22 protein-coding genes are annotated in these 26,446 nt (G+C 66.7%); 19 read left to right on the forward strand and 3 right to left on the reverse strand.

Features of this window, described 5'->3' with window-relative positions:
• Positions 1 to 77: 77 nt before the first annotated feature.
• The 3 genes from ACQY39_RS22420 to ACQY39_RS22430 all read left to right on the forward strand — a co-directional run bounded on the left by ACQY39_RS22420 (position 78) and on the right by ACQY39_RS22430 (position 5,275).
• Positions 78 to 2,852, forward strand: a complete 2,775-nt coding sequence (locus tag ACQY39_RS22420; protein ID WP_428510043.1) for a M4 family metallopeptidase — start codon at positions 78 to 80, stop codon at positions 2,850 to 2,852.
• A gap of 133 nt (positions 2,853 to 2,985) precedes the next feature.
• A complete protein-coding gene (locus ACQY39_RS22425; protein ID WP_428510045.1) occupies positions 2,986 to 3,423 on the forward strand; it encodes a PaaI family thioesterase in 438 nt (145 codons plus the stop codon).
• 286 nt (positions 3,424 to 3,709) lie between these two features.
• Positions 3,710 to 5,275, forward strand: a complete 1,566-nt coding sequence (locus tag ACQY39_RS22430; RefSeq protein WP_428510047.1) for a methyl-accepting chemotaxis protein — start codon at positions 3,710 to 3,712, stop codon at positions 5,273 to 5,275.
• A 54-nt stretch (positions 5,276 to 5,329) separates the two neighbouring features.
• On the opposite strand, the gene ACQY39_RS22435 is transcribed toward ACQY39_RS22430, so the two are convergent.
• Positions 5,330 to 7,333, reverse strand: a complete 2,004-nt coding sequence (locus ACQY39_RS22435) for an SDR family oxidoreductase (RefSeq protein ID WP_428510049.1) — start codon at positions 7,331 to 7,333, stop codon at positions 5,330 to 5,332.
• 235 nt (positions 7,334 to 7,568) lie between these two features.
• On the opposite strand from ACQY39_RS22435, the gene ACQY39_RS22440 reads away from it, so the two are divergent.
• The 3 genes from ACQY39_RS22440 (at position 7,569) to ACQY39_RS22450 (ending at position 10,423) form a co-directional block, all read left to right on the forward strand.
• Positions 7,569 to 8,396 (forward strand): phasin family protein, encoded by an 828-nt coding sequence (locus ACQY39_RS22440; protein ID WP_428510051.1) that lies wholly within the window; start codon positions 7,569 to 7,571, stop codon positions 8,394 to 8,396.
• A gap of 32 nt (positions 8,397 to 8,428) precedes the next feature.
• On the forward strand, positions 8,429 to 9,676 hold the full coding sequence (locus ACQY39_RS22445) for a patatin-like phospholipase family protein (protein WP_428510053.1): 1,248 nt from the start codon (positions 8,429 to 8,431) through the stop codon (positions 9,674 to 9,676).
• Positions 9,677 to 9,808: 132 nt separating this feature from the next.
• On the forward strand, positions 9,809 to 10,423 hold the full coding sequence (locus ACQY39_RS22450) for a PEP-CTERM sorting domain-containing protein (RefSeq protein WP_428510055.1): 615 nt from the start codon (positions 9,809 to 9,811) through the stop codon (positions 10,421 to 10,423).
• A 176-nt stretch (positions 10,424 to 10,599) separates the two neighbouring features.
• On the opposite strand, the gene ACQY39_RS22455 is transcribed toward ACQY39_RS22450, so the two are convergent.
• Both ACQY39_RS22455 and ACQY39_RS22460 read right to left on the reverse strand, forming a co-directional pair.
• Complete coding sequence (locus ACQY39_RS22455; protein WP_428510057.1) at positions 10,600 to 12,087, reverse strand: carboxypeptidase M32; 1,488 nt, start codon at positions 12,085 to 12,087, stop codon at positions 10,600 to 10,602.
• Between the two features lie 65 nt (positions 12,088 to 12,152).
• Positions 12,153 to 12,647: a YqaA family protein gene (locus ACQY39_RS22460; RefSeq protein ID WP_428510059.1), complete on the reverse strand. Its 495-nt coding sequence runs from the start codon at positions 12,645 to 12,647 to the stop codon at positions 12,153 to 12,155.
• Between the two features lie 24 nt (positions 12,648 to 12,671).
• Here ACQY39_RS22460 and ACQY39_RS22465 point away from each other — a divergent pair, with 24 nt between their 5' ends.
• From ACQY39_RS22465 to ACQY39_RS22525, 13 genes are all read left to right on the forward strand, one after another.
• The gene (locus tag ACQY39_RS22465; RefSeq protein WP_428510061.1) at positions 12,672 to 13,547 is read left to right on the forward strand and encodes a substrate-binding periplasmic protein; all 876 of its coding nucleotides are present in this window, start codon (positions 12,672 to 12,674) and stop codon (positions 13,545 to 13,547) included.
• A 120-nt stretch (positions 13,548 to 13,667) separates the two neighbouring features.
• The gene (dusB, locus tag ACQY39_RS22470) at positions 13,668 to 14,753 is read left to right on the forward strand and encodes a tRNA dihydrouridine synthase DusB (protein WP_428510063.1); all 1,086 of its coding nucleotides are present in this window, start codon (positions 13,668 to 13,670) and stop codon (positions 14,751 to 14,753) included.
• A complete protein-coding gene (locus ACQY39_RS22475) occupies positions 14,750 to 14,989 on the forward strand; it encodes a helix-turn-helix domain-containing protein (protein ID WP_263518744.1) in 240 nt (79 codons plus the stop codon). The genes dusB and ACQY39_RS22475 overlap by 4 nt, the downstream gene beginning before the upstream one ends.
• A 61-nt stretch (positions 14,990 to 15,050) precedes the next feature.
• Positions 15,051 to 16,631: a bifunctional phosphoribosylaminoimidazolecarboxamide formyltransferase/IMP cyclohydrolase gene (gene purH / locus ACQY39_RS22480; RefSeq protein WP_428510065.1), complete on the forward strand. Its 1,581-nt coding sequence runs from the start codon at positions 15,051 to 15,053 to the stop codon at positions 16,629 to 16,631.
• A 204-nt stretch (positions 16,632 to 16,835) separates the two neighbouring features.
• On the forward strand, positions 16,836 to 18,245 hold the full coding sequence (locus ACQY39_RS22485; RefSeq protein ID WP_428510067.1) for a coniferyl aldehyde dehydrogenase: 1,410 nt from the start codon (positions 16,836 to 16,838) through the stop codon (positions 18,243 to 18,245).
• On the forward strand, positions 18,242 to 18,784 hold the full coding sequence (locus tag ACQY39_RS22490) for a hypothetical protein (protein ID WP_428510069.1): 543 nt from the start codon (positions 18,242 to 18,244) through the stop codon (positions 18,782 to 18,784). Before ACQY39_RS22485 ends, ACQY39_RS22490 begins: the two co-directional genes overlap by 4 nt.
• Before the next feature lie 2 nt (positions 18,785 to 18,786).
• Positions 18,787 to 20,460: a GMC family oxidoreductase N-terminal domain-containing protein gene (locus ACQY39_RS22495; RefSeq protein WP_428510071.1), complete on the forward strand. Its 1,674-nt coding sequence runs from the start codon at positions 18,787 to 18,789 to the stop codon at positions 20,458 to 20,460.
• 125 nt (positions 20,461 to 20,585) lie between these two features.
• Positions 20,586 to 22,199, forward strand: coding sequence for a M28 family peptidase (locus ACQY39_RS22500; protein ID WP_428510073.1), 1,614 nt, complete (start codon positions 20,586 to 20,588; stop codon positions 22,197 to 22,199).
• 6 nt (positions 22,200 to 22,205) lie between these two features.
• On the forward strand, positions 22,206 to 22,523 hold the full coding sequence (locus ACQY39_RS22505; protein WP_428510075.1) for a hypothetical protein: 318 nt from the start codon (positions 22,206 to 22,208) through the stop codon (positions 22,521 to 22,523).
• 42 nt (positions 22,524 to 22,565) lie between these two features.
• Positions 22,566 to 23,210, forward strand: a complete 645-nt coding sequence (locus tag ACQY39_RS22510; protein ID WP_428510077.1) for a lysophospholipid acyltransferase family protein — start codon at positions 22,566 to 22,568, stop codon at positions 23,208 to 23,210.
• Positions 23,210 to 24,271: a phosphatidate cytidylyltransferase gene (locus tag ACQY39_RS22515; protein WP_428510912.1), complete on the forward strand. Its 1,062-nt coding sequence runs from the start codon at positions 23,210 to 23,212 to the stop codon at positions 24,269 to 24,271. The genes ACQY39_RS22510 and ACQY39_RS22515 overlap by 1 nt, the downstream gene beginning before the upstream one ends.
• A 221-nt stretch (positions 24,272 to 24,492) precedes the next feature.
• A complete protein-coding gene (locus ACQY39_RS22520; RefSeq protein ID WP_428510079.1) occupies positions 24,493 to 25,578 on the forward strand; it encodes a D-alanyl-D-alanine carboxypeptidase family protein in 1,086 nt (361 codons plus the stop codon).
• 10 nt (positions 25,579 to 25,588) lie between these two features.
• On the forward strand, positions 25,589 to 26,443 hold the full coding sequence (locus tag ACQY39_RS22525) for a hypothetical protein (protein WP_428510081.1): 855 nt from the start codon (positions 25,589 to 25,591) through the stop codon (positions 26,441 to 26,443).
• Positions 26,444 to 26,446: the final 3 nt, after the last annotated feature.

The following is a 26,446-nucleotide window of genomic DNA, read 5'->3' on the forward strand; positions in this document are numbered from 1 at the left end:
ACCGCAAGCCGCGACCCTCGACCGTCCTCTCTCCAACCCATCTTGATGCGCTGCACGCAGCGCCTCCCGGAGTGCATATGATTCGAAATCAAATGAAGCTGTCCATGCTCGCCCTGTCCGTGGGCATGGCCCTGGCCAGCCAGGCCCAAGCGCAAGGCGCCCTGAATGGTCAGCGCGAAGCCGCCAACCGTCTGGCCAGCGCCACCGGCAGCAGTGCCGACGTGTCCTACCACGCAGCCACCGGCTCCGCCCGCTTCGTGCGGGTGCCGGTCGGCGCCAAGCTGGCCGCACGCGCCGGCGCCGTCAGCGACGCTGCCAAGCAAGCTGCCGCAGTGCAATTCATGAGCGACTATGCCGGCCTGTTCGGCATCTCCAATGCCGCCGCCGAACTGGCCCCGGCCACCATCGAGAAAGACCGCCAGGGTGGCACCCACCTGACGCACCGCCAGGTCTACCAAGGCCTGCCGGTCTTCGGCGCCGAGCTGAAGTCGCACTTTGATGCCGCAGGCAATCTGGTGGTCGTCAACGGCAACTTCATTCCCGACATCACCGTCAGCGCCAGCCCCAGCCGCAATGCAGCCCAGGCCAGCCAGATCGCCGTGGCGCGCGTCACCGCCGACCAAGGCCGTGCCGTCAAGCTGAGCGCCAGCACGCCGACCCTGATGATCTTCCGCGAAGGCCTGGCCAAGGGTGTGGCCGGTGCCAACCATCTGGCCTGGCAAGTCGAAGTCGGCAACCGCGCTGATGTGCGCGAGTTTGTCTATGTGGACGCCCACACCGGCAAGGTCATCGACACCATCAGCGGCATCCACGAAGACATGAACCGCCGTGCTTTTGACGGCCAGGGCAAGCTGCCGCCGGTGCCCAACTATCCGAACACACCGTTCTGGGTCGAAGGCCAAGCCTTCCCGACCGGCAACACCGAAGCCGACAACATGATCGCGGCGTCCTCGGACATCTACAACTTGTTCAAGAATGCCTTCGGCCGCGACTCGTTCGACGGCAAGGGCAAGGCCATGGACTCGATCTTCAACCGCGGCGATGCCTGCCCGAACGCGTCCTGGAACGGCACCTACATTTCCTTCTGCCCCGGCACGACCACCGACGACGTCACCGCGCACGAATGGGGTCATGCCTACACGGAATACACCCACGGTCTGATTTATCAATACCAGTCCGGCGCTCTGAACGAGGCTTACTCGGACATCTGGGGCGAAACCGTCGACCGCATCAACGGCCGGGGTGGTGACACGCCGGACACCATGCGTACGAATGGTTCCTGCACCGCGGCCACCAAGGTCGCCCAGGCCACCATCACCGCTCCTGCATCCATCGCCGGACCCAAAGGCACTGGCACCGCAGCCTTCGGCCCGCAGACCTTCCCGACCCTGAGTGGCTCGGTGGTCGGCGTTGACGTCGGCAGCACCTCAGCAGGCTGCACGGCACCTCTGGCTGCCAATGTTTCCGGCAAGATCGCCTTCATCGACCGCGGCACCTGCGGCTATGCAGTCAAGGTCAAGAACGCGCAGCTGGCTGGCGCCATCGGCGTCATCGTCGGCAACAACCAGGGCGGCACGGCCATCGTCAATATGGGCGGGGCGGATGCCAGCATCACCATCCCCGCACTGTCGGTGTCGCAGAGCGACGGCTCGGCGATCAAGGGGCAACTGGCTGCAGGCGTCACCGCCAGCCTGGTGCGCGGCCCTGGCCCTGACAACACGGTCCGCTGGCTGGTGGGCGAGGACTCCTCGGCCTTCGGCGGCGCGATCCGCGACATGTACACCCCGACTTGCTACGGCCACCCGGGCAAGGTCACGGACGCGCAGTATGTGTGCAGCGCCGGCGACAACGGCGGCGTGCACAGCAACTCGGGCGTGCCCAACCACGGCTACGCCCTGCTGGTCGACGGCGGCATGTACAACGGCCAGAACGTGCTGAGCATCGGTCTGACCAAGGCAGCCCACATCTACTACCGTGCCCAGAGCGTCTACCAAGGCCCGACCAGCAACTTCGTCGACCATGCCGACGCATTGCAGCAGTCTTGCGCTGACCTCACTGGCGTCAATCTGGCCAGCCTGACCACAGGCGCCGCATCGGGCGAAGTCATCAGCGCCTCCGACTGCGCTCAGGTCGGCAAGATGGCGACTGCGCTCGAACTGCGCACGCCGCCGACCCAGTGCAACTTCCAGCCGCTGCTGGCCAAGTCGCCCCCGGCACTGTGCGCTGTCGGTACGCCGACCGCCCTGCTGACGGACAGCTTCGACGGTGGCAAGCGTGCCGGCGTTCGCTGGTCGGTCAGCTATGCGGGCAACAACCCTGAGTTCACCCCCCGTACCTGGGGTGTGGTCAACGGTTTGCCTGGCGGCCGTGCGGGTTATGCCCTGTTCGCGGGCGACCCGAACATCGGCAGCTGCGCCGCTGGCTCCAACCAAGCCGGTCTGCAACGCGTGGAAAGCCCTGAGTTCACGATCCCGGCAGGCGTGACCGAACCCAAGCTGACCTTCGACCACTATGTGGCCACCGAAGCCAGCTATGACGGCGGCAACGTCAAGATCAGCGTCAACGGCGGTGCATGGCAGCTGGTTCCCGCCACGGCCTTCATCTACAACGCCTACAACGCCACCATGGCAGCGGCACCGGGCAATGACAGCCCGCTGGCCGGTCAGCCTGGCTTCACCGGCACTGACGGCGGCTCACTCCAGGGTTCCTGGGGCCGTTCCATCGTCAACCTGTCCTCGCTGGCCAAGCCCAATGACAAGGTCAAGCTGCGCTTCGAGGCCGGCAACGACGGCTGCGGTGGCGTCAAGGGCTGGTACCTGGACGACGTGACGGTTTATCGCTGCACACCTTGATGGCGAACTGAACCGGGCCCAGGCCCGGCGTGTACCCTCCAAAGGGCTTCCATCCGGAAGCCCTTTTTTTTGGGCTGGCCCATGGCACGTGCGCCGGGCGGTCAGAATCAAAGCCCTTCCCTGCGAGCCCCCCATGAGCCTCACGCCCGAACCTGCACGCCCCAGCCGAGCCGAGCTTGCCGATTTCCTCGCGGCCGAGTTTCCCCAGTGCAAATGCAGCATCGAGGCGCTGGCGCCGATGCGCGCGACCGTGCGCCACCCGGTCGGCGAGGCCGAGCTGCGCCCCGGCGGCACGGTCTCGGGGCCGGTGCTGATGACGGTGGCCGATGTGGCGCTCTACGTGGCCATCCTGGGTGAGATCGGCATCGTGCCGCTGACCGTGACCACCAGCCTCAACATCAACTTCCTGCGCAAGCCGGCCGGCGACCGCGACATCCTCGCCGTCTGCACGCTGATGAAGCTGGGCCGGACCCTGGCGGTCGGCGAGGTCAGCCTCTACTCCGAGGGCAGCGAAGACCCGGTCGCCCATGTGGTCGGCACCTACGCCATTCCACGCGCGACGCAGCGCTGACGTCCTGAAACTCTTGCCCGATTGACCCACAAGCCGCCAGAGTTGCACGGCAAGGCCGCCGAGCGTAGAGCCTCGCAGGCTCACAGCGCGCAAATTCGCCGCGGGCAGCCCAGCGCCTTGCAGTCGCATCATTGAAGCGCTTCCTGGTCAAGTTCTCCGCCCCAGCGCCGATATCCCGCCAAGCGCACCCAAGCGGCTCAATAGCCCCGCGCCCACCCCAAGAACGATTCGTTTGATGAAGTACGCCGCACCCACTCCCGGGCCGGCGAACAGTGGAGTACAGACGATGCGCAAGAACCTGCCGGTCACGCAGCGGGAATACGATTTCCCGTCCGACGCGACCCTGATGTCCACCACGGACGTCCAGTCCAAGGTCAGCTACGCCAACGGCGCCTTCGTCGCCGTCAGCGGCTTTGAGGAAAAGGACATCCTCGGCCAGCCTCACAATTTGGTGCGTCACCCTGACATGCCCGAGCAAGCCTTTGCCGATATGTGGGCGACGCTGAAAGAAGGTCAATCCTGGAGCGCGCTGGTGAAGAACCGGCGCAAGAACGGCGACCACTACTGGGTGCGCGCCAATGCCACGCCGGTGGAACGCAAAGGCAAGATCGTCGGCTATATGTCGGTGCGCACCAAACCCGGCCGGGCCGAAATCCAAGCCGCCGAAAAGCTCTACCAGGCCTTCCGCGAAGGCACGGCCGGCAGCCAGGCCTTCCACAAGGGCTTGATCATCCGCACCGGCCTGATGAACATCGTGTCGCGCAGCCTGCAAACCCTGTCGGTGCGCTGGCGCGTGCGCATCGGCCTGCTGCTGGCCCCGCTGCTGAGCCTGGCTGCTGCAGCCCTGCTGGGCCTGGCCCCTGGCTCGCTGCTGACCTTGGCGGCTGTGCTGACGGTCTCCACCGCCCTGAGCGCCTGGTGGCTGACGGCCCAGGTGACGGCGCCGCTCGAGAGGCTGGCCGCTCAAGCTCGCAGTGTCGCCGCCGGCGACACCCAGTCCAATGTGCAGATGAACCGGGTCGATGAGATCGGCATGACCCTGCGGGCCATCAACCAGTTAGGCCTGATGTTCCGCTGGATCGTGGACGATGTCAGCGAGCAGGTGCTGACCGTGCGCACCGCCAGCGGCGAGATCGCCCAGGGCAACAACGACCTCAGCGCCCGCACCGAACAGGCGGCGTCCAGCCTGGAGCAGACGGCCGCCTCCATGGAGCAGATGAGCGCCACCGTACGCAACAACTCCGACACCGCCCAGCAGGCCACCCTGGTCGCCCAGGAAGCCAGCGCAGTCGCCGCACAAGGCGGCGAGGTGGTGGGCCGGGTCAACCGCACCATGGAAGGCATCACCACCTCCAGCCGCAAGATCAGCGACATCATCAGCGTGATTGACGGCATCGCCTTTCAGACCAATATCCTGGCCCTCAATGCCGCGGTCGAAGCGGCGCGCGCTGGCGAACAGGGGCGCGGCTTTGCCGTGGTGGCCGCCGAGGTGCGCAGCCTCGCCCAGCGCAGCGCCGAGGCGGCCAAGGAGATCAAGACCCTGATCAGCGACAGCGTCGAGAAGGTCGAGCATGGCGCCCGCCAGGTCGGCGATGCCGAGCGCACCATGGGCGAGATCGTTCAGCAGGTCAGCCGGGTCAGCCAACTGATCACCAGCATCAGCGGCGCCAACCGCGAGCAAAGCACCGGCATCAGCCAGGTCAGCGAAGCCGTCACCCATCTGGACCAGGTCACGCAGCAGAATGCCGCGCTGGTCGAGCAGTCGACCGCGGCGACCGAAAGCCTGCGCAACCAGGCCGATCAGTTGGTGCGAGCCCTGGCCATCTTTCGCGACGAGAACGGCCGTCGCTGAGTTTGCCGCTCAGGCGCTTCCCTTGGGTATGGCCTGAGGTCCAGGCTGCACCCCTCAGAAGTGAATGCCCTTCATCATCTGTTGCAGGGCGATCGCCTCGGCCGAGAGCTGCGGCTTGGAGCCCGGCTTGGCGCCCTTGGCCGCGTCGCTGTCGGGGAACATGCGGAAGCTGGTGTTCATCACGATCTGCGCCACGCGCGGCATCAGCGAGTGCATCAGCTCCCCCGTGATGCCCAGGCGGGTGGCGATGCGCACCGGCTTGGCGATGCAGGCCTGCGCCACCATATCGGCCGCCTCCTCGGGCGCCAGCGTGGGCACGTTCTTGTAGATCTGCGTCGGCGCGATCATGGGCGTGCGCACCAGCGGCATATTGATGGTGGTGAAGGTCACGCCCAAATCGGCATATTCGCTGGAGGCGCAGCGCGTCCAGGCATCGAGCGCGGCCTTGCTGGCCACATAGGCCGAGAAGCGCGGCGCATTGGTCAGCACGCCGATGCTGGAGATGTTGACCACATGGCCTTTCTTCTTGGCCACCATGCCGGGCAGCAAGCCCATGGTCACGCGCAGGCAGCCGAAATAGTTCAGCTGCATGGTGCGCTCGAAGTCATGGAAGCGATCGTAGCTGCTCTCGATGGCGCGGCGGATCGAGCGGCCCGCGTTGTTGATCAGGAAATCAACGCCACCAAACTGCTCGCTGATGGCGGCAATCATGGCCGCACAGCTTTCCTCGTTGGCGATGTCGGCCGAGAAGGCGTGCACCTGGGCTTGCGCGCCAGCGGCTTCGCGGATCTCCTTCACCGCCTCGGCCAGCTTGATCTCGTCGCGGGCGCAGATCAAGGTGATGGCGCCGGCCTCGGCAAACTTCTTGGCCGCCGCCAGGCCGATGCCGGAGGAGCCGCCCGTCACCAGAACCACCTTGCCGGCGGTGGCGCCACGCAGGCTGCGATCGATGAAAAGGTCGGGGTCGAGATGGCGCTCCCAGTAATCCCAGAGGCGCCAGGCATAGTCATGCAGATTGGGGCAGGCAATGCCCGAGCCCTTGAGCGCGGCCTCGGTCTCGCGGCAGTCGAATCGGGTCGGGTAGTTGATGAAGGTGAACATATCGTCGGGCAGGCCGAGATCCTTCATCACCGCATTGCGGATGCGCCGCACCGGCGCCAGGGCCATCAAGCCCTTCTTGACGCTCTTGGGAATGAAACCGAGCAGGGCCGCATTGATGAACAGATTCATCTTGGGCGCATGCGCAGCCTTGGAGAAGATGTCCAGCACATCGCCGACGCGGTAGCCCACCGGGTCCACCAGGTGGAAGCAGGCGCCGCTCTTGCGCTCGCGGTGGGCGATGTGGTCGAGCGCGTTGACGACGAAGTCCACCGGCACGATGTTGACGCGCCCGCCCTCCAGGCCGATCGAAGGCATCCAGGGCGGCAGGATCTGGCGCAAGCGCTGGATGGGCTTGAAGAAGTAGTACGGCCCGTCGACCTTGTCCATCTCGCCGGTACTGGAGTCGCCCACTACCATGGCCGGGCGGTAGACCGTCCAGGGCCGCTTGCACTCCTTGCGCACGATCTTCTCGCTCTCGTGCTTGGTCATGAAGTAGGGGTGATCGAGGCCTTCGGCCTCGTCGAACATGTCCTCGCGGAACACACCCTCGTACAGGCCGGCGGCGGCGATGGACGAGACATGGTGAACATGGCCGGCCTCAATGGCCTGAGCAAACTCGACCAGGCTGCGCGTGCCGTCGACATTCACCGCGACTTGCGAGGCCTCGTCAGCCTTGAGGTCGTAGACCGCGGCCAGATGAAAGACATGATCGATCTGACCCTTGAGTCGCTTGATGTCGTCGATCGCCACACCGAGCTTCTTGCCCGTTAGGTCACCGAACACCGGCAGCGCGCGGGTGCTGTTCTTGGCCAGGCCCCAGAAGGCCAGCAGCTCGGGCAATTTATCTCGGCTCTCCTCGCGCAGCAGGAAATGAACCGTGCTGCCGCGGCGGGCCAGCAACTTCTTGACCAAGCGCTTGCCAATGAAGCCCGTAGCCCCCGTGACGAAATACTGCATGTGCATGTCTCCTGCTGATGGAATCGCAAAATTCTTTGAAACGGATTCTTGACCAAGTGAAAGCCGCCGCCGCTGCGCGCTTTCCCGCACACGTCGCCTGGCGAGCACTCTTAGCTTAGGTAGAGGGTACTGCCTAGCTTTCCCCGGTGCCAAATGCCAGCAGCGCGATCTATAGTGAAGTTGTCGCTGGCGAAGGCTGGCGAAAATCCAACCAACGCCCCCAAGGACTGACAACATGGTCAAGAAGCTTCAGAAAATGGCAGCCAAGAAGAACTCCGCTTCCAATGGAGCCTTCGGCGGCGCCCTGCCCGCCGGCCTGCTGGACAGCCAGCTGGCACAAAGCGTGCGCGACTCCGCACAACAAATCTGGGCCGCCGGCCTGGGCGCTTTCTCCAAGGCTCAGGGCGAAGGCGGCAAGGTGTTTGAAGCCCTGGTCAAGGAGGGTCTGAACTTGCAGAAGAAGACACAATCCGCGGCCGAGGAAAAGATCGGCGCCATGGCCAGCAAGGTCAGCGGCATGGCCGGCGACGTCGGCAGCAAGGCCGGCCAACACTGGGACAAGCTGGAATCCATCTTCGAAGAACGTGTCGCCCGTGCGCTCAAGCGCCTGGGTGTGCCGGCTGCCAAGGACATCGACGACCTGATCGAGCGCATCGACGCCCTCAGCGACGCGCTGGGCCTGAAGGTCCCGGCCAAGAAGGCTGACAAGTCCGCCAAGGCCGCACCCAAGGCCAAGGCAGCTGCCAAGCCGGCCGCCAAACCTGTGGCCACCAAAGCCCCGGCGAAGGTCGCAGCAAAGGCCCCGGTGAAGGCTGCCGCCAAGAAGGTGGCCGTCAAGGCTCCGGCCCAGCCCTTTGCCAAGGCAGCACCGAAGGCAGCCGCACCCAAGTCAGCAGCCAAGCCGGCAGCCAAGGCTGCAGCCAAGCCCGCCGCCGCTGCGCCCAAGGCTGCCCCCACAGCGGCAGCAGCGAAGCCCCGCGCCAAGAAGGCCGCCGCCCCGGTGAGCGCCACAGCACCCGCCGCCCCGGCCGCTGGCAGCACCGAGACCGGCACCCAGGCCTGATCTCGAACCCGCTTCGCTGACCCCAGCCCCGCATGCCCAATCGCCGCCCGACCTCGCCCGCCAAGGCTGCCAAGCTGACGCGCCGTTCCGGCCGTCCCCGCATCGGCCTCGCTCTGGCAGGCGGCGGGCCCTTGGGCGCGATCTATGAAATCGGTGCGCTCTGCGCGCTGGAGGAGTCGATCGAGGGCCTGGACTTCTGCAATTGCGACTCCTACATCGGCATCAGTGCAGGCGGCTTCATTGCCGCCGGCCTGGCCAATGGCATGAGCCCGCGCATGCTCAGCGCGGCCTTCATCGAAAACAGCGTCACCGCGCCCGACAGCTTCGACCCTGCCGAGCTCATGCACCCGGCCTGGGGTGAGTTCGGCGATCGCCTGCGTCTGCTGCCCGGTCTGCTGAAATCAGCCGTTTGGGACCACTGGATGGAAGGCCGCTCCTTGCTCGGCGCCTTCGAACGCCTGGGCCGCGCCCTGCCAACTGGCCTGCTTTCGGGCGACGCGCTGGAAGCCCAGGTGCGCCGCCAGTTCGCCCTGCCCGGGCGCAGCAATGATTTCCGCGAGCTCGGCAAGCGCCTGGTGCTGGTGGCCACCGACCTGGACAGCGGCGAGGCCGTGCCCTTCGGCCTGCCGGGCTGGGACGATGTGCCGATCTCGCGCGCCGTGCAGGCCAGCGCGGCCCTGCCGGGCTTGTTCCCACCAGTCAAAATTGCCGGCCGTCACTATGTGGACGGCGCCCTCAAGAAGACCCTGCATGCCTCCTTGCTGCTGCAAGAAGGCGTGGACCTGCTGATCTGCCTGAACCCGCTCGTGCCTTACGAATCTGACCGCGATGGCGTGCCGCCGTCCGGCGCCGAGGCTGGCGGGCAGATTCCGCACCTGGTCGACGGTGGCCTGCCCCTGGTCATGAGCCAGACCTTCCGCTCTCTGATCCACTCGCGGTTGGAGCTGGGCATGAAACGCTACGAGCACACCCACCCGGCCACCGACATCCTCTTGTTCGAGCCCGACCACCGCGATGCCGAGATGTTCCTGGCCAACACCTTCAGCTACTCGCAGCGCCGCCATCTGGCCGAACATGCTTACCAGACCACGCGTGCGCGCCTGCGCCGCCGTGCACCCAAGCTACAGGCAGCCTTGCAGCGTCATGGTCTCAGCCTCAAGCTGGACGTGCTGCAGGAACCGGGCCGGCGCCTGCTGAGCGAGGCCGCTGCCACCCGCACCGAAACCGCCTTGCGCCGGCTGCGCGCCGCCCTGAGCCTGCTGGAAGCCCGGCACGCCTGAGCGTCCGGCGTGACCGGTTTCACGACCGAGCCTCGCAGCCCCTGCATGCAGGGGTATTCCCGCAGGCGCCGCTCCGCAAGAATGACTTCCAAGGCCTCCGCACCGGCGGCCAACAGCCAAGGAAGTCACCTCATGCACAAGAAGCTCATCTCCGCCCTCCTGCTCGCCACGCCGCTGCTGAGCCTGGCCGATGGCAGCAATCTGGTGCTCAACGGCAGCTTCGAGTCGGTGCTGATCAAGTCCAGCAATCGCTGGGAGATCTTCAGCAACATCAGCGGCTGGACCGGCGGAGCCGCCGGCATTGAGGTGCGCAACAACGTGGTCGGCCTGGCCCGTGACGGCGTCAATTTCGTGGAACTGGACACCACGGCCAACAGCAGCATGTTCCAGACCGTCGCCACTCAAGCGAATGAGCGCTACACCCTGAGCTTCTTCTATGCCGACCGGGTGAGCAATGGCCAGGCCAGCAACGGCCTGGACTGGAGCCTGAACGGCACGCAGTGGACCACGGTCAGCGGCGGCAATGGCGGCGCCAGCCACGACTGGAAGCAGGTGCAATTTGACTTCACCGCCAGCGGCGCCACCACCCTCTACTTCCGAGCCAGCGGCCGCAGCGATCAGTTGGGCAGCTCGCTCGACCAAGTCAGCATCACCAGCGCCGTGCCGGAGCCGCAAAGCTACGCACTGATGCTGGCCGGCATCGCCGCCATCGGATTCATGGCCCGCCGTCGCCAGCGGCAAGCCTGAGTGGCAGCCACGCCTCGTGCGTGGTCATGCAAGAGAAAGAACGAACAAGAAGAAGGACGACGTTGGAACTGGGCGAGCGGAGGCCGGTACAGGCCGCCGCGCGTCGCACACATGGAAAGAACGCATGCTTTGGGGCGCTCCGGCAAGGAGCGCCCCTTTTTTCTGCCCGCCGGCCCTCAGGCCAGATAGCGGGCTTGCAAATGCGCCTTGAAATGCGCCGGGTTCAGGGTCTCACCGCTGGCACGGCGCACCAACTCGGGCGTCTCGAAGCGGCTGCCTTGCAGCCAGATGTTCTCGCGCAGCCAGTCGAACACGGGGGCCAGGTCACCGGCGGCGATGCGGGCGTCCAGATCCGGCATGGCGCGGCGCATGGTGGCAAACCACTGCGCGGCATACATGGCGCCCAGGGTGTAGCAGGGGAAATAGCCGATCAGGCCGCAACCCCAGTGCACATCCTGCATGCAGCCGTCCTTGTAATTGCCGCGGGTGTCCAAGCCCAGCAGCTCCATCATCTTGGCGTCCCACAGGGCAGGGATGTCATCGACCTCGATCTCGCCTTCCACCAGCGGCCGCTCGATCTCGTAGCGCAGGATCACATGGGCCGGGTAGGTCACCTCGTCGGCGTCCACGCGGATCAAGCCCGGGTTCACGCGGGTCAATAGGCGGTTCAAATTGCCGGGCTCAAAGGCCGGCTGCTCGCCCAGATGACGGCTGACCAGAGGACTGAGCAAGCGCGCAAAAGCCGGGTGACTGCCCAGCTGCATCTCGAAGGACAGGCTCTGGCTCTCATGCAAGCCCATGGAGCGGGCCTGGCCCAGAGGCTGACCCAGCCACTCGCGCGGCAGGTTCTGCTCGTAGCGGCCATGGCCGGTTTCGTGGATGGTGCCCATCAAGCTGGGCAGGAAATCGTCCTCGCGGTAGCGCGTGGTCATGCGCACATCCTCGGGCACGCCGCCGCAGAAGGGGTGACTGCTCTCGTCCAGACGGCCGGCCTCGAAATCGAAGCCCATCAAGCGCATGGCATCCAGGCCCAGAGCCTTCTGCGAGGCTTGGGTGAAGAGGCCGACCGGCTTGGTCGTGTGCTCCTGCGCCTGCTTCTCACGCACCTGGCGGATCAGGCCAGGCAGCCAGCTGCGCAGGTCGCCAAACACACGGTCCACCTCGGCGCTGCGCATGCCGGGCTCGTACAGATCGAGCAGCGCGTCATAACGCGACAAGCCCGCGCCATCGGCCAGCAGGGTGGCTTCCTCGCGGGTCAGACGCACCACCTCGCGCAGGTTCTCGACATAGCCGGCCCAGTCATTGGCCTGGCGCTGCGCGCGCCAGGCATGTTCGCAACGCGAGTTGGCCAAGGACTTCGCCTCGACCAGGCTTTGCGGCAAGGCGTTCGACGCACGCCAGGCGCGGCCCATCTCGCGCAGATTGGCGCGCTGATCGGCCTCGAGGTTTTCGGCCGCGGCTTGTTCCAGCAGACCTTTCAGCTGCGGCTCGGTGGCCAGCTGATGCAGCAGCCCGCCCATCTCGGCCAAGGCCAGCGAGCGCGCCTCATTGCCCTTGGGCGGCATATTGGCCGACTGGTCCCATTGCGCGATCGATTGCAGATGGCCCAGGCGATGCAGACGCTGGTGACGCTGGAACAGTTCGGTGTAGGCAGGCGTGCTCATGAGGCGGTTCACGAAGAGTTGGAACTGGGGAGCATTGTCCACGTTCGACCGGGCCATGCCCCAAGTCAGGGCGCGGCAACGGGAAAGACCCAGATCAGGGCCGCCGTCATCAGCACATAGCGGAAGAACTTACCCACAGCCATGTAAGCCACGCAGGGCCAGAAGGGCAAACGCAGCCAGCCGGCCACTGCGCACAGCGGGTCACCGACCGCCGGCAGCCAGCTCAGGAGGCAAGCCTTGGCACCGAACTGCTGCAGCCAGGCCAGGGCACGCGGGTTGGGCGGCGCATGCTTGAGGCTGCGCTCGTAGGCCAGCTCGGCGCCGCGGCCCATCCACCAGCTGATCGCACCGCCTATTGTGTTGCCCAGGGTGGCCACCAGCACCGCCGGCCAGAACATGGCCGGGTCGGCCTTGACGAGCAGGAACACCGCCGGCTCCGAACCCAGAGGCAGCAAGGTGGCCGAGACCAGGGCGATCAGGAACACCGCCGGCAGGCCCACCGCCGGCAGCGCAGCCAGTGCCAGCAGGCCGTGAATCATGTTTTCCAAATGGGCTTCCATCAAAAGCATTATCCTGACGGCCGCATGCACGCCTTAGCCACCCCCTCCAGCAGCCTGAGCCAGTCCGGTACGCGGCGCAGGCTCATGGGCCGGCTGTGGCTGAGCGTCGGGCTCTGGGCGGGACTGAGCTTGCTGAGCAGCAGCGAGGCTTTCGCAGCGCCGGCCGAGGCCCGCTGCAGCGCGCTGGTGGCCTCGGGCAACCCGCAGTACCCGCCCTACCTCTGGCGTGACCCGGCCGACGAGAACCGGCTGATCGGCGCCAATGCCGACTTGATGCAGCTGCTGGCCCAGGAACTGGGCATCGCCATCGAGCTGCGCTATGTCGGCCCCTGGGGTCGGGTGCAAGAGGAAGCCAAGGCAGGCCGTATCGACCTGATCGCCGGGGCTTTCTGGACGCAGGCCCGCACCGAATACATGGACTACTTCATCCCGGCCTTTCACCAGACCCGCTCGGTGATCTGGGTCGATGCCAAGTCGCAACTGAGCTACTCACGCTGGAGCGATCTGGTCGGCCAGCAAGGCGTGACCGTGATCAACAACAGCTTCGGCGAGGCCTTTGACCGCTATGCCAAGCAGTCGCTCAAGATCAGCCGGGTGGCCAGCCTGGAGCAGGCCATCCAGATGCTGCAGCGTGGGCGCGCCGACTACCTGATCTACGAGGACAGCCCGGGCCAGGCCTTCCTCGCCAAGCTCGACATCAGCAATGTCAAGATGCTTGCACCGGCCGTGGCCAATGAGGCCTTGCACCTGACGCTGTCGCACAAATCACCCTGCAACACCGGTGATCTGCGCGGGCGAATTGCCCGTGCCTTGCACAAGCTGGGCGGCGCCAGTCTGCTGCCCGAGCTGCTGGAGAAGAACATCCAGCGCTGGCGGCAACAGAACCAGGCAGCGAAATAGCGAACGGTCGTCAGTTCCGGAAAAGCAGGCGGCGGTTATAATCCTGCCTCATTTTTGGGCAGATGGATCGCCCCAAAAACCGCTCACCCCCGCTGCTGTTCCGCCACCTGCCCCGCCTCCATGCCTGCCGCCCTGCCGACGCTACGCCTCGGCGCCCATTCCCTGCCCAACCGACTGTTCGTGGCGCCCATGGCCGGCGTCACCGACCGGCCGTTCCGCCAGCTGTGCCGGCGCCTGGGTGCGGGCTATGCGGTCAGCGAGATGGTGACCTCGCGCAAGGACTTGTGGAACAGCCTCAAAACCTCGCGCCGCGCCAACCACGACGGTGAAGCCGGCCCCATCGCCGTGCAGATCGCCGGCACCGACGCGCCCATGATGGCCGAGGCCGCCCGCTACAACATCGAGCGGGGCGCCCAAATCATCGACATCAATATGGGCTGCCCGGCCAAAAAGGTCTGCACCAAATGGGCCGGCTCGGCCCTGATGCAGGACGAGCCCCTGGCCACCGAAATCATGGCTGCCGTGGTCGAGGCGGCCGCGCCCTACGGTGTGCCGGTCACCCTGAAAATGCGCACGGGATGGTGCGAGACCGAGAAGAACGCCCAGCGCCTGGCCCTGGCCGCGCAGGACGCCGGCATCGCCATGGTCACCGTGCATGGCCGCACCCGCGAGCAGGGCTACAAAGGCCTGGCCGAGTACGACACGGTGGCGGCGGTCAAGGCCGCGCTGCAAATCCCGGTGGTGGCCAATGGCGACATCGATTCGCCGCAAAAAGCCAAGGCCGTGCTCGAGCGCACCGGCGCCGATGCCCTGATGATCGGCCGCGCCGCCCAAGGCCGGCCCTGGATCTTTGCCGAGATCGATCACTTCCTGCGCACGGGCGAAGAGCTGCCGCCGCCGCGCGTGCAGGACGCCAGCGACTGGCTGATTGAGCACCTGCACGACCACTACAGCCTCTACGGCGCCCTGGCCGGCATGCGCAGCGCGCGCAAGCACATCGGCTGGGCCGTGCGCGGCCTGCCCGGCGGCGAAGAGTTCCGCCAGTGCATGAACCTGCTGGAGAGCTGCGAGGCCCAGGTCAGCGCTCTGCGCCAATGGTTCGCCGAGCTGGGCGACCAATATGAACGCCTGCCGCCCTCGCGCCCCGACGCCTGCAACAGCGACGCCCCCGACACAGAAGAACAAGCCCCGAGACACTCCGCATGAGCACCACGCCCACCCCGATCGACCAATGCGTTCGCGAGAACCTGCAAGCCTATTTCAGCGACCTGGAAGGCGAGGAGCCGCATTCCATGCACGAGATGCTGATCAAGCTGGTGGAAAAGCCGCTGCTCGAGGTGGTGATGCAAAAAGCCCTGGGCAACCAGAGCAAGGCGGCCGAATGGCTGGGCATCAACCGCAACACCTTGCGCCGCAAGCTGACCGAACACCAGATGCTGTGAAGGCGGCCCGCGCCGCACACAGCACACGCCACGAATCCACACTCCCCGACGAGCACCTGCCATGACGCAACTGACAGCCCTGATCTCCGTGTCCGACAAGACCGGCATCCTCGAATTCGCCAAGGAGCTGCACGCCCTGAACGTGCGCCTGCTGTCCACCGGTGGCACGGCCAAGCTGCTGGCCGACGCCGGCCTGCCCGTCACCGAGGTGGCCGACCACACCGGCTTCCCCGAGATGCTGGACGGCCGCGTCAAGACCCTGCACCCCAAGGTGCACGGCGGCCTGCTGGCACGCCGCGACTTCCCCGAGCACATGGCCGCCGCGGCTCAGCACGGCATCACCATGATCGACATCCTGGCCGTCAACCTCTACCCCTTTGAAGCCACCGTGGCCAAGCCCGGTTGCACGCTGGAAGACGCGATCGAGAACATCGACATCGGCGGCCCGGCCATGGTGCGCAGCGCAGCCAAGAACTGGAAGGACGTCACCGTGCTGACCGACGCCGGCCAGTACGCCCAAGTCTTGGCCGAGCTGAAGGCTGAGGGCAAGACCAGCGACAAGACCCGCTTTGCCGCCTCCGTTGCCGCCTTCAACCGCATCGCTCAATATGACGCTGCGATCAGCAATTACCTGAGCGCACGCACCGAGGAAGGCACTCTGTCCGAGTACCCCGGCCAGATGAACAGCAGCTTCATCAAGGTGCAAGACCTGCGCTACGGCGAGAACAGCCACCAGACCGCCGCGCTCTATCGCGACCTCTACCCCGCCCCTGGCTCCCTGGTCACCGCCAAGCAGCTGCAAGGCAAGGAACTCAGCTACAACAACATCGCCGACTCCGACGCCGCCTGGGAATGCGTCAAGAGCTTCGATGTGCCCGCTTGCGTGATCGTCAAGCACGCCAACCCCTGCGGCGTGGCCGTGGCCGCCAACGCGGCCGAAGCCTATGCCAAGGCCCTGAAGACCGACCCGACCAGCGCTTTCGGCGGCATCATCGCCTTCAACCGCGAGGTGGACGGCGCGGCCGCCGCTCACGTATCCAAGCAATTCGTCGAAGTGCTGATGGCCCCGAGCTTCAGCGCCGAAGCGCTGGAGATCTTCAAGGCCAAGGTCAATGTGCGCCTGCTGCAGATCGACCTGCCCCCAGGCGGTGCCACCCCGTGGCTGCAAGGCCGCAATCTGGGCGACAGCAAGCGCATCGGCTCCGGCATCCTGCTGCAAAGCGCCGACAACCACTTCCTCAAGAAGGAAGACCTGAAGATCGTCACCACCCTGCAGCCCAGCGCCCAGCAGCTCGATGACCTGATGTTCGCCTGGACCGTGGCCCAGTATGTGAAGAGCAATGCCATCGTCTTCTGCGGCGGCGGCATGACCCTGGGCGTGGGCGCCGGCCAGATGAGCCGTGTCGACTCGACCAAGATCGCCGCCATCAAGGCCGCCAACGCCGGCCTGGAACTGAAGGGCTCGGTGGTCGCCAGCGACGCCTTCTTCCCCTTCCGCGACGGCGTGGACGTGCTGGCCGATGCCGGCGCCACCTGCGTCATCCAGCCGGGTGGCTCGATGCGCGACGACGAGGTGATCGCCGCCGCCAACGAGCGTGGCCTGGCCATGGTCTTCACGGGCGTGCGCCACTTCCGCCACTGATCCTCCAGCACTCTGCACCCGGTCAGCTCGCATGCGGCCGGCCCTGTCCCTCATGAGGCCGGGCCGGCCGTTTTGCTTTTGCAGCCGCCACTCTTCCAGGCGACTAGACGCCATCCTCTAGCCAAGGGCTGATTCGCTAGGCAGGTCCTGCTCTTGCGGTTAGCCTTGGTGGCAAACACCACAAGACCGTCTGGAGACCATTCAATGGATCAAACGCTGCAAGAGCGTCTGCATCTCGTACTGGAACAGCAGCGCGCCGCATTCAGGGCGGAGATGGCGCCCAGCCGCGAGGTCCGCCTGGACCGGCTGGAGCGCGTGCGCCGCATGACGGCCAAACACAGCGAAGCTCTGGTGAAGGCGATCTCGGCCGATTTCGGCCACCGCGCCCGCCAGGAAACCCTGCTGGCCGACATCTTCACGGTCGAATCGGGTGCCCGCCATGCGCAAAAGCATCTGCGCGACTGGATGCGCCCGCGCCGCCAGCCGACCGCCCTGCACTTCCTGCCGGCCAGCAATCGGCTGATGCGCCAGTCCCTGGGCGTGGTCGGCGTGGTCGCGCCCTGGAACTACCCCTACTACCTGGCCCTGGGCCCGGCCGTGGGCGCCCTGGCCGCGGGCAACCGGGTGATGATCAAGCCCTCGGAGCTGACCCCGCGCACGGCCGAACTGATGGCCGCCATGGTGGCCGAGTTCTTCGCGCCCGAGGAAATGGCGGTGCTCAACGGCGACGCCGAACTGGCGCGCGCCTTCACCGCCCTGCCCTTTGATCACCTGTGCTTCACGGGCTCCACGCCGGTCGGCCGCATGGTCGCCCAGGCGGCCGCGCAAAACCTGACCCCGGTGACGCTGGAGCTGGGCGGCAAATCGCCGGCCCTGGTGGATCGCAGCTGCGACCTCAAGCTCACCGCCAGCCGCATCGCCCACGGCAAGCTCTTCAATGCCGGCCAGACCTGCGTGGCGCCCGACTACCTGCTGGTGCCCAAGGACCTGGTCGAGCCCCTGGTCCATGAGATCAAGCTGGCGATGCGCCGGCTCTACCCCAAGCTGGGCGGCAACCCGGACTACACCCACATCGCCACGCCGCGCCACCTGGCCCGCCTGCGCGGCCTGCTCGACGATGCGCGCGCCAAGGGCGCCAAGCTGATCCCCAGCCATGAGGAAAAGCCCGGCGGCCGCGCCCTCGTACCCCATCTGCTGCTCGGCGTGAACGAACAGATGACGGTGATGCAGGAGGAGATCTTCGGCCCCCTGCTGCCCATCGTGCCCTACGTCGAGGTGGACCATGCCCTGGCCTATATCAACCGCCACGACAAGCCCCTGGCCCTGTACTGGTTCGGACGTGATGCCGCGATGCGCGAGCATGTGCTGAGCCAGACGCAAGCCGGCGGCGTCACCGTCAACGACTGCATCTGGCATCTCGGCCAGGAGGAGCAGCCCTTCGGCGGCGTCGGCGCCAGCGGCATGGGGGCTTACCACGGCGAGTTCGGCTTCCGCAGCTTCAGCAAAGAGAAGCCGGTCTTCCACCAATCCCGCTGGGCCGGCACGCGCTTGTTTTTCCCGCCCTACGGCAAGACCTTTGATCGCCTGCTGGGCCTGCTGAAGAGAATTGCATGAGTTCAACACCGGCTTCCTCCCCCGCCCTGCCGCAACGCCGCCGCTTTTTGAAGTTAGGCCTGGGTGCCACCGTGTTGCTCGCCGTGGCCGGCGCCGGCACTGCCTTGCTGAGCAAGCCCGGCCTGGTCGAGGGCCGCTTGAGCGCGCCGGCACGCCAGCTGATGCGGGCCATCACCCTGGCCGTCTGCGGCGATCTCTTGCCCCCCGAGGGCCCGGCCCGCGAAGCGCGCCTGACCAGCCATCTGGAACAAGTCGACCGCCAAATCGCCGGCTTCCCGCCGGCTCTGCGTGCGGAGCTGGGCCAGCTGCTGACCCTATTGGGCACAGCGCCCGGCCGCATCGGCCTGATGGGTTTGCGCAGCCCCTGGGCCGAAGCCTCGCCCGCCGAGGTCCAGGCCCGGCTGCAATCCATGGGCCGCTCCGGCCTGGGCTTGCGCCAGCAGGTCTTCCATGCCCTGCGCGACCTGAACTGCCTGGTTTTCTTCAATGACCCGGCCAGCTGGCCCCTGGTCGGCTACCCCGGTCCGAGAACGAGTTGAACATGAGCAGCAACAGCAACACCGGCGCGATTGCCAGCATTCCCGATCCGATCGCCGAGGGACTCGCGCGTGGCTGGAAGGTGCTGGGCGGCCCGCACGGCGCCTTGCCCGCCAGCCTGGACTGCGATGTCGCCATCGTCGGCAGCGGTGCCGGCGCCGGCATCACGGCCGAAATGCTGGCGCGCGCCGGCCTCAAGGTCTTGATCATTGAAGAAGGCCCACTCAAGTCCAGCCGCGACTTCCGCCAGCGCGAGTCCGACGCCTACACCCAGCTCTACCAAGAGGGCGGCGGCCGCAAGACAGCCGACCAGGCCATTCCTGTGCTGCAAGGCCGCTGCGTGGGCGGCAGCACCACGGTCAACTGGGCCGGCTCCTTCCGCACCCCGGCCGAAACCCTGGCCTTCTGGGGCGAGCGCTTCGGCCTGAGCACGCTGAGTTTCGACGCCATGACGCCCTGGTTCGAGCAGGTCGAGAAGCGCCTGAACATCTCGCCCTGGCTGGCGGAACCGAACGCCAACAACCAGGTGCTGCGCCGCGGCCTGGAAAAGATCGGTATTCCTGCGCCCACCATCAATCGCAATGTCAAAGGCTGCTGGAACCTCGGCTCCTGCGGCCTGGGCTGCCCGACCAATGCCAAGCAGTCCATGCTGGTCACCACCATCCCGGCCGCACTGGACCTGGGCGCCACCTTGCTGGTGCAGACCCGGGCCGAGCGCTTTGAGCTGCAAAGCAAGCTGGGCAATAGCGACGAGCGCGAGGCCGAGGCCCTGATCTGCCAGCCCATCCAGACCGACGGCAGCCCGGCCGGCGCGCCACTGCGCGTGCGCGCCAAGCATTTCGTCGTGGCCGGCGGCGCCATCAACTCGCCCGCCCTGCTGCTGCGCTCGGACGCACCCGACCCCTTCAATCTGCTGGGCCGGCGCACCTTCTTGCACCCCACGGTCGCCAGCAGCAGCGTCATGCCCGAGGCGGTGAACGGCTGGGCCGGCGCGCCCTTGGCGCTCTACTCCGACCATTTCCTCAGCACCCAACCCATGGACGGCGTGATCGGCTACAAGCTCGAAACCGCGCCGGTACACCCGGGCCTGGTGCTGACCAATCTGGGCGGCATCGGCAGCGCGCTGGCCGAGCGCGCTCGCGCCCTGCCGCAAACCGCTGTGTTGATCGGCCTGCTGCGCGATGGCTTCCACCCCGACTCCATCGGCGGCAGCGTCAAGCTGCGTCGCGATGGCAGCCCGGCCCTGGACTACCCGGTCAACAGCTATCTGCTGGAAGGTGCCCGCCGCGCCCACCTGACCATGGCCGAGGTGCAGTTCGCCGCCGGTGCAAAAAGCGTGCACCCGGTCCATGAGCTGGCGCAGGACTACCGCAGCTGGGCCGAGGCCAAGGCGGCGATCCAGGCCCTGCCCTACAAGCCCTACATCACCGGCTTTGCCAGCGCCCATGTGATGGGCGGCTGCGGCATGGCGGCCGATGCCGCACGCGGCGTGGTTCGGCCCGACGGCCAGCACTGGCAGCTGCGCAATGTCTCGGTGCACGACGGCTCGACCTTCCCGACCAGCATCGGCGCCAACCCGCAAATGACGGTCTACAGCCAGGCGGCGCGCATGACGGCGGGGCTGGCCAAGCGGCTGGGCGTGCGCGAGAACGGGCTGCTGGAGGCGCCCGGCGCCTGATCTCAGCCGGCGGCCTGTGCGCAGGCCGTGCCGCGCAAGTCAGGCGCTAGGGGCTTGCCCGCTGGGACGGGTCGGAGGCCAGGGGTTTAATGCGTGCACAACCCGCACGCTCCCCTGCCCTCGCTATGCAACTTCCTGCCCTGACCCTTTCGCTCCTGCTCAGCCTGGCCTGCGCCCTGCCCGCCAAGGCGCAAACCGCCAGCGTCGATGAAAGCGCCCTGCGCGCCCACCTGGCCCTGCTGTCTTCCGACCTGTTCGAAGGCCGCGGCACCGGCCAGCGCGGCGGCGAGCTGACCGTGGCGTATCTGGAGACGCAAGCCAAAGTGCTGGGTCTGCAGCCGGCCGCGCCGGGCGGCGGCTACCGACAGGCTGTGCGCCTGCTGGGCGCACGCACGCTGCAGGCGCAAAGCCACATGCAGATTGAGGGCGGCAAGACGACAGCGCCAGTGCTGAAATTCGGCGCCGACTGGGTCTACGGCAGCGGCAATGGCCAAGCACTCAATGCCTTGGCCGACGAGCTGGTCTTCGCCGGCTACGGCATCAGCGCGCCCGAAGAACGCTGGGACGATTTCAAGGGCCTAGACCTGCGCGGCAAGGTGCTGATCGTGCTGGCCAACGACCCTTATCCCACCGAGGCGGAACCCGGCCGCTTTGCCGGCAAGGCCATGACGATCTACGGCCGCCGCGGCTACAAGTACGAAGAAGCCCTGCGCCGCGGCGCCAAGGGCGTGCTGATGCTGCACACCGAGGCCTCGACGCTGAGCAGTTGGAGCGTGGTCAGCCAGGGCGCTTTCAGCGAGCAGTTCCAGCTCGACGGCGCCAGCCCGGGCCTGCCGCTGCAGGGTTGGATCAGTGCGCCGGCGGCCGAACAGCTATTCCAGGCCGCCGGCCTGGACCTGGATGCGCTGCGCGCCCAGGCCGAGACCCGCGAGTTCAAACCCGTGCCCCTGGGCCTGCGCCTGCGCGGCGAGCTTCATGCCGCCGTGCGGCGCCTGGAGCAGTTCAATGTGGCCGGCCTGGTGCCGGGCAGCGACCCCAAGCTCAAGGACGAACTCGTCATCTACACCGCCCACTGGGACCACCTCGGCAAGATCCGCGGCACCGATGGCCAGGAGCAGATCTTCAACGGCGCGGTGGACAACGCCTCGGGCACCGCCGCCCTGCTGGCGATGGCGCAAGCTGCGGTACGCCAGCCGGCGCGGCGCAGCCAGATGTTCCTCTGGGTGGCCGCCGAAGAGCAGGGCCTGCTGGGCAGCGCCTGGTACACGCAGCAGCCGCTCTGGCCCCTGGCGCGCACGGCGGCCAACCTCAACCTCGACACCCTCAACTTCGTCGGCCGCACGCGTGACATCGGTGCCCATGGCGCCGAGCGCAGCGATCTGGGCGCGGTGGCGGCCCAGGTGGCCGGGCAGATGGGCTTGAGCCTCGCACCGCCGCGCGTCGACGTGGGCGGTTATTACTTCCGCAGCGACCACTTCAGCTTCGCCAAGGCCGGCGTGCCGGCGTTTTCGGTCAGCAGCGGCGGCCAGTACCTCGATGAATCGCCGGCCGTGGCCGAGAAGCGCCGCGCCTACGGCAAGCGCTACCACCAGCCCAGCGACCAGTACGACCCGAGCTGGGACCTCGCCGGCATGCGCGAACAGGCGCAGTACACCTTGCGTCTGGGCCGCGCGGTCGCCGACGCGGAGGCCCTGCCGGCCTGGCGCGCGGGCGACCCCTTTGGCGCGGTGAAGCGCTGAAGTGCCATGAATCAGCCAAACCGTCTGAGCCTCCTGCAGGGCCTGCTGCTGGCACTGTTCGTGATGCTGAGCCTGCTGATGTTCGGCAGTGCGTTCTTTACCTGGCGACTGCGCTGCGAAGGCTTTGGCTGCGTGGGCATCGGCATTGTCTGGATGGCCTGGGCTGTGTTGGTGGCTGTCTGCCTGGTGCTGGGTCTCTCCTTGCAGGCCTCTCTGAAGACGCGTTTGCCCGCAGGCGCACAGCGCCTGCTGCGCCTGACACTCTGGTCGCAAGGCGGGCTGACTGCAGGGCTGCTGATCTACTGGATGCTGCGCGGCCACTGAGACGCCGTCCGGGCGAGGCCGGCCAGCGGCTACCATCTCGGGATGTCTCTTGCTTCCGCGGCCGGTCTGGCCCTGTCTTCGCTGGCGCGCTTGATCACTGGCGCCCAAGGTCACTGGAAAGGTTGCCCGCCCATGGCGGAGCAGCGCATCTACTTCGCCAACCACCAAAGCCATTTCGATTGGGTGCTGATCTGGGCCGCGCTGCCGCGCGAGCTGCGCGCCCAGACCCGCCCCATCGCTGCGCGTGACTACTGGACCAGCAGCCCGCTCAAGGGCTGGTTGACCCGCGCGGTGTTCAACGCCATTTACGTCTCGCGCACCCGCAGCTCGCCCGATGAAGACCCGCTGGAGCCCCTGGTCGAGGCACTGCGCAACGGCGACTCCCTGGTGATCTTTCCCGAGGGCACGCGCTCCAACAAGGGCGAGCCCCAGGCCTTCAAGGCCGGGCTCTACCACCTGGCCGAACAGTTCCCCGAGGTGCGCCTGATCCCGACCTGGATCGACAACGTCCAGCGTGTCATGCCCAAGGGCGAGATCGTGCCGGTGCCGATTCTCTGCACCGTCACCTTTGGCGCGCCGATCCAGCTCAAGGCCGACGAGGACAAACGCGCCTTCCTGGAGCGTGCGCGCGCGGCGGTGCTGGCCTGCCGCCCTGGCGGTGGCGAAGGGGGCGGCGCCGCATCATGATGAATCCGATTCAATGGCTCAAGTCCCTGGACAGCAGTGGCCAGGTCGCCCTGCTCTTCATCATCTTGTTCGGCGCCCTGATGCTGCTCAGCCTGGCCAGTTTTATGCTGCAGCTGCGCGCCCGCCACCGCGGCCTCAGCAAGGACGACGACCGGCCGGGCGAGGCGGACAGCCACCTCGACTCCACCCTCTGGGGCGACGCACCGCTGACCCTGGCACCGCGCCGGCGCGGCTTGCGCCATGAGCTCGGTTTCCTCTGGGGCGGCGCCTGCCTGTTCTGGGCGGCCTGGATCTCGGGGCCGCTGGGCGCCACCTTGCTGTTCGGCGTGCTGTCCTTCCTGGCCTTGCGCGAGTTCATCACCCTGATGCACACCCGCCGCGCCGACCACCGCAGCTTGATCCTGGCCTTCTTTGTCATCCTGCCCGTGCAATACGTGCTGACCGGCGGACGGCATTTCGATCTGTTCTCGGTGCTGATTCCGGTCTACGCCTTCCTGGCCATCCCCGTGGTCAGCGCCCTGGCTGACGACCCGGCCCGCTTCCTCGAACGTAACGCCAAAATCCAGTGGGGCATCATGGTCTGCGTCTACGGCCTGTCCCATGCGCCGGCTCTGCTGCTGCTGGACTTCCCCGGCTACCGGGGCCGCGGCGCCTTCTTGCTGTTCTTTCTGGTGATGGTGGTCAGCTGCGGCCAGCTGGCCCAGCTGGTGGCCAGCCGGCGCCTGCGCCGCCGCCCGGTGGCGCGGCGCATCAGCCGCAGTTTCTCGATGCGCGCCTGGTGGATCGGCACCCTGACCGCCGCCTTGGTCGGCGCCCTGCTCTACTGGATCACGCCCTTCAAGGTCGGCCAGGCCCTGGTCATGGCCTTCATCGCCGCCGGTGCCGGCAGCTTCGGCACCCTGGTCATGAAGGCGCTGAAGCGCGACGCCGGCGTGCGCTACTGGGGCAACCGCAGCTCCATCACCGGCGCGGTCGGCCTGCTCGACCGCATCGCGGTGCTGTGCTTCGCCGCACCGGTGTTCTTCCATTCGGTGCGCTGGTATTTCAAGCTGTCTTTGTGAATTCCCGCTGAAACGGGCGTGAGCACTCGCGAACATGGCCGTTACAAGAACGTACACTTTCGCAGTTAGGGGGGCATGGTTTTTTTCGTGCGGCGCGGGCTAGCATCGCGTCCACTCTGTTCCACCCGCCGTCGGAGCGCTCGCCACAGCGAGCGCGTCTGGCGCCTTCGGTGCTGGTACCGGGTCTGCTTGTCAACGCCATCCAGCGAGAGGGAGAAGGCATGAATTGCAAGTCCCCGAGTGTGCCGCAGGGCCACAGGCCCAGCCGCACGAACCCGATTTTCCGCACACGCTGGCCACTGCTGGCCCTGAGCTATCTGCCCCTGGCCCTGTGCCTGCCCGGACAGCTGGCCCAAGCCCAGCTGCCGCCGGCACGGCCGGCCGTCATCGCCAGCACCCAAGACAGCGGCAATGGCTACATCAGCAGTTCGACGGCGGCCAACGGTCTCAGCGCGCTGATCAGCCGCTGGGACACACCCTACCCGGGCGGCCCCAACGGCCCGCAAGCACCTGGCCTGGAGCCCAGCGGCCGCCGTGTCTTCAGCATCGACGTCGACGTCAACGATGGCGGTCTGGCCGCCTTCGGTTATGCCATCTCCACCTATGACGCCGGTATCTACGACTGGTATGACATTCATGTCGAAACGCCGACGGGAAACGTGCCCATCGTCACCCGCCTCGGGCAGCCAGGCTCGACCTATGGCGTGCTGTTTGAAAGCCCGGTGGTCACCCGCTCCATCAATCTGAACCCATGGCGCAATCAGCGGGTGCGCTTCGTCTTCGCCGTGACCAATGACGGCTGGGGCGACCAGACCCAGGGCCGCTTGATCGGCTTCACGCTGAGCACTTGCACGGTGCCGCCGCTGACCCCGCTGACCGATGCGACGGCGATTTCATTTGAAGGCGGGGCCTCCTTGGACACCGCCAATTTGACGCAGCGCATGCGAACGGCGCTGAGCTGCGTGCAAACCGCAGCCGCGGCAGCGGGTGGCACGGTGACCGTGGCATCGGCCTACCGGCCGCCCCAGTACCAGCAGCACTTGCGTGAGGTCTGGGACAAATGGGATCTGCTGCGCGACATGCGTGAGCCAGAATGCGTCGAGTTGCGCACCCAGGTTCAGGCAGAGTTTCAACGTCACGGCCTGTTGCTGACCCAGCGCCCGGCTGCCTCCAGCCAACACACACTGGGGGAAGCGATCGACATGCGGTCCAGCCTGACGGCAGCGCAGTTCGCCACCGCGACCACCGGCTGCCTGCTGAACCGACCCTTGCCAGTCACCGATCCGGTCCACTATGTTCACCAATAAGGAGCGCACCATGACCCCCATCAGGAACTTGTTCCTGCGCTTCGTGGCCCCGCTGATCTCCATGCTGCTGGTGCTTCCTGCGCCGGCCCAAGCCCAGCAGGAGAACGGCATTGCCGTGAGCGCCACGGCTCTGACGCTGAACGGGCGCACCACCTATCAGTACAAGATCAGCAACCAGGGCAGCCAGCGCGTGGTGGCCCTGGCCATTGGCAATGACTACCGTTACGGCGTGCCTGAACTGACACGCTACCCCGACGGCTGGTCCGTCGAAGCCGGCATCATGCCGGGTACGGTGCTGTCGCCGGCCGCATGGACGCCGATGGTGCTGACGACTGAGGAAAGTCCGGCCGTGGAACTGCGCTGGCGCAATGATGGCAGCGCCGATGTCATGCCCGGGCAGAGCCTGACGGGCTTCGCCGTGGTGCTGGCCGGCGCCAGCACGCAGTACCTGAGCGCCCACTGGACGGCCATCCTGGCCAACGGCGGGGTGGCCTATGGTGTGCTGACGCAGTCCGGCCCGCCACGCGTCAACCTGAGCTTGGCCAGCCTCACACAGGTCTCGCCGGGCCGCTTCCTGGCCCGACTGGACGTGAGCAACAGCGGCGCCTCCGTGGCCCAGGACGTGCGCATCAACCAAGTCACTGCGCGCTCGCTGGCCGGCGCCGGCGCAGTCACCCTCAGCGGCACCAGCCTGCCGATCACCGTGGGCAACCTGGCGGCGGGCGCCAAGAGCACGGTCGAAGTCCAGCTGGCCCTGCCTGCTTCGGTCAAGCGGATTTCCTTGACTCAGCAGGGGCAACTGAAAGACGGCGGCGGCACGAGCCTGAATTTTTCGGGTTCCGTTTCCGCCTACACCAAGCAATGAGCA

The organism is Roseateles sp. (genome assembly GCF_965262435.1).
GTDB lineage: Bacteria > Pseudomonadota > Gammaproteobacteria > Burkholderiales > Burkholderiaceae_C > Paucibacter_A.

Bases quoted from the DNA above. Each gene is read 5' to 3' on its own strand.
- ACQY39_RS22420 (WP_428510043.1), top strand. From the start codon at position 78: ATGATTCGAAATCAAATGAAGCTGTCCATGCTCGCCCTGTCCGTGGGC.
- ACQY39_RS22425 (WP_428510045.1), top strand. From the start codon at position 2,986: ATGAGCCTCACGCCCGAACCTGCACGCCCCAGCCGAGCCGAGCTTGCC.
- ACQY39_RS22430 (WP_428510047.1), top strand. From the start codon at position 3,710: ATGCGCAAGAACCTGCCGGTCACGCAGCGGGAATACGATTTCCCGTCC.
- ACQY39_RS22435 (WP_428510049.1), bottom strand. From the start codon at position 7,333: ATGCAGTATTTCGTCACGGGGGCTACGGGCTTCATTGGCAAGCGCTTG.
- ACQY39_RS22440 (WP_428510051.1), top strand. From the start codon at position 7,569: ATGGTCAAGAAGCTTCAGAAAATGGCAGCCAAGAAGAACTCCGCTTCC.
- ACQY39_RS22445 (WP_428510053.1), top strand. From the start codon at position 8,429: ATGCCCAATCGCCGCCCGACCTCGCCCGCCAAGGCTGCCAAGCTGACG.
- ACQY39_RS22450 (WP_428510055.1), top strand. From the start codon at position 9,809: ATGCACAAGAAGCTCATCTCCGCCCTCCTGCTCGCCACGCCGCTGCTG.
- ACQY39_RS22455 (WP_428510057.1), bottom strand. From the start codon at position 12,087: ATGAGCACGCCTGCCTACACCGAACTGTTCCAGCGTCACCAGCGTCTG.
- ACQY39_RS22460 (WP_428510059.1), bottom strand. From the start codon at position 12,647: ATGGAAGCCCATTTGGAAAACATGATTCACGGCCTGCTGGCACTGGCT.
- ACQY39_RS22465 (WP_428510061.1), top strand. From the start codon at position 12,672: ATGCACGCCTTAGCCACCCCCTCCAGCAGCCTGAGCCAGTCCGGTACG.
- dusB (WP_428510063.1), top strand. From the start codon at position 13,668: ATGCCTGCCGCCCTGCCGACGCTACGCCTCGGCGCCCATTCCCTGCCC.
- ACQY39_RS22475 (WP_263518744.1), top strand. From the start codon at position 14,750: ATGAGCACCACGCCCACCCCGATCGACCAATGCGTTCGCGAGAACCTG.
- purH (WP_428510065.1), top strand. From the start codon at position 15,051: ATGACGCAACTGACAGCCCTGATCTCCGTGTCCGACAAGACCGGCATC.
- ACQY39_RS22485 (WP_428510067.1), top strand. From the start codon at position 16,836: ATGGATCAAACGCTGCAAGAGCGTCTGCATCTCGTACTGGAACAGCAG.
- ACQY39_RS22490 (WP_428510069.1), top strand. From the start codon at position 18,242: ATGAGTTCAACACCGGCTTCCTCCCCCGCCCTGCCGCAACGCCGCCGC.
- ACQY39_RS22495 (WP_428510071.1), top strand. From the start codon at position 18,787: ATGAGCAGCAACAGCAACACCGGCGCGATTGCCAGCATTCCCGATCCG.
- ACQY39_RS22500 (WP_428510073.1), top strand. From the start codon at position 20,586: ATGCAACTTCCTGCCCTGACCCTTTCGCTCCTGCTCAGCCTGGCCTGC.
- ACQY39_RS22505 (WP_428510075.1), top strand. From the start codon at position 22,206: ATGAATCAGCCAAACCGTCTGAGCCTCCTGCAGGGCCTGCTGCTGGCA.
- ACQY39_RS22510 (WP_428510077.1), top strand. From the start codon at position 22,566: ATGTCTCTTGCTTCCGCGGCCGGTCTGGCCCTGTCTTCGCTGGCGCGC.
- ACQY39_RS22515 (WP_428510912.1), top strand. From the start codon at position 23,210: ATGAATCCGATTCAATGGCTCAAGTCCCTGGACAGCAGTGGCCAGGTC.
- ACQY39_RS22520 (WP_428510079.1), top strand. From the start codon at position 24,493: ATGAATTGCAAGTCCCCGAGTGTGCCGCAGGGCCACAGGCCCAGCCGC.
- ACQY39_RS22525 (WP_428510081.1), top strand. From the start codon at position 25,589: ATGACCCCCATCAGGAACTTGTTCCTGCGCTTCGTGGCCCCGCTGATC.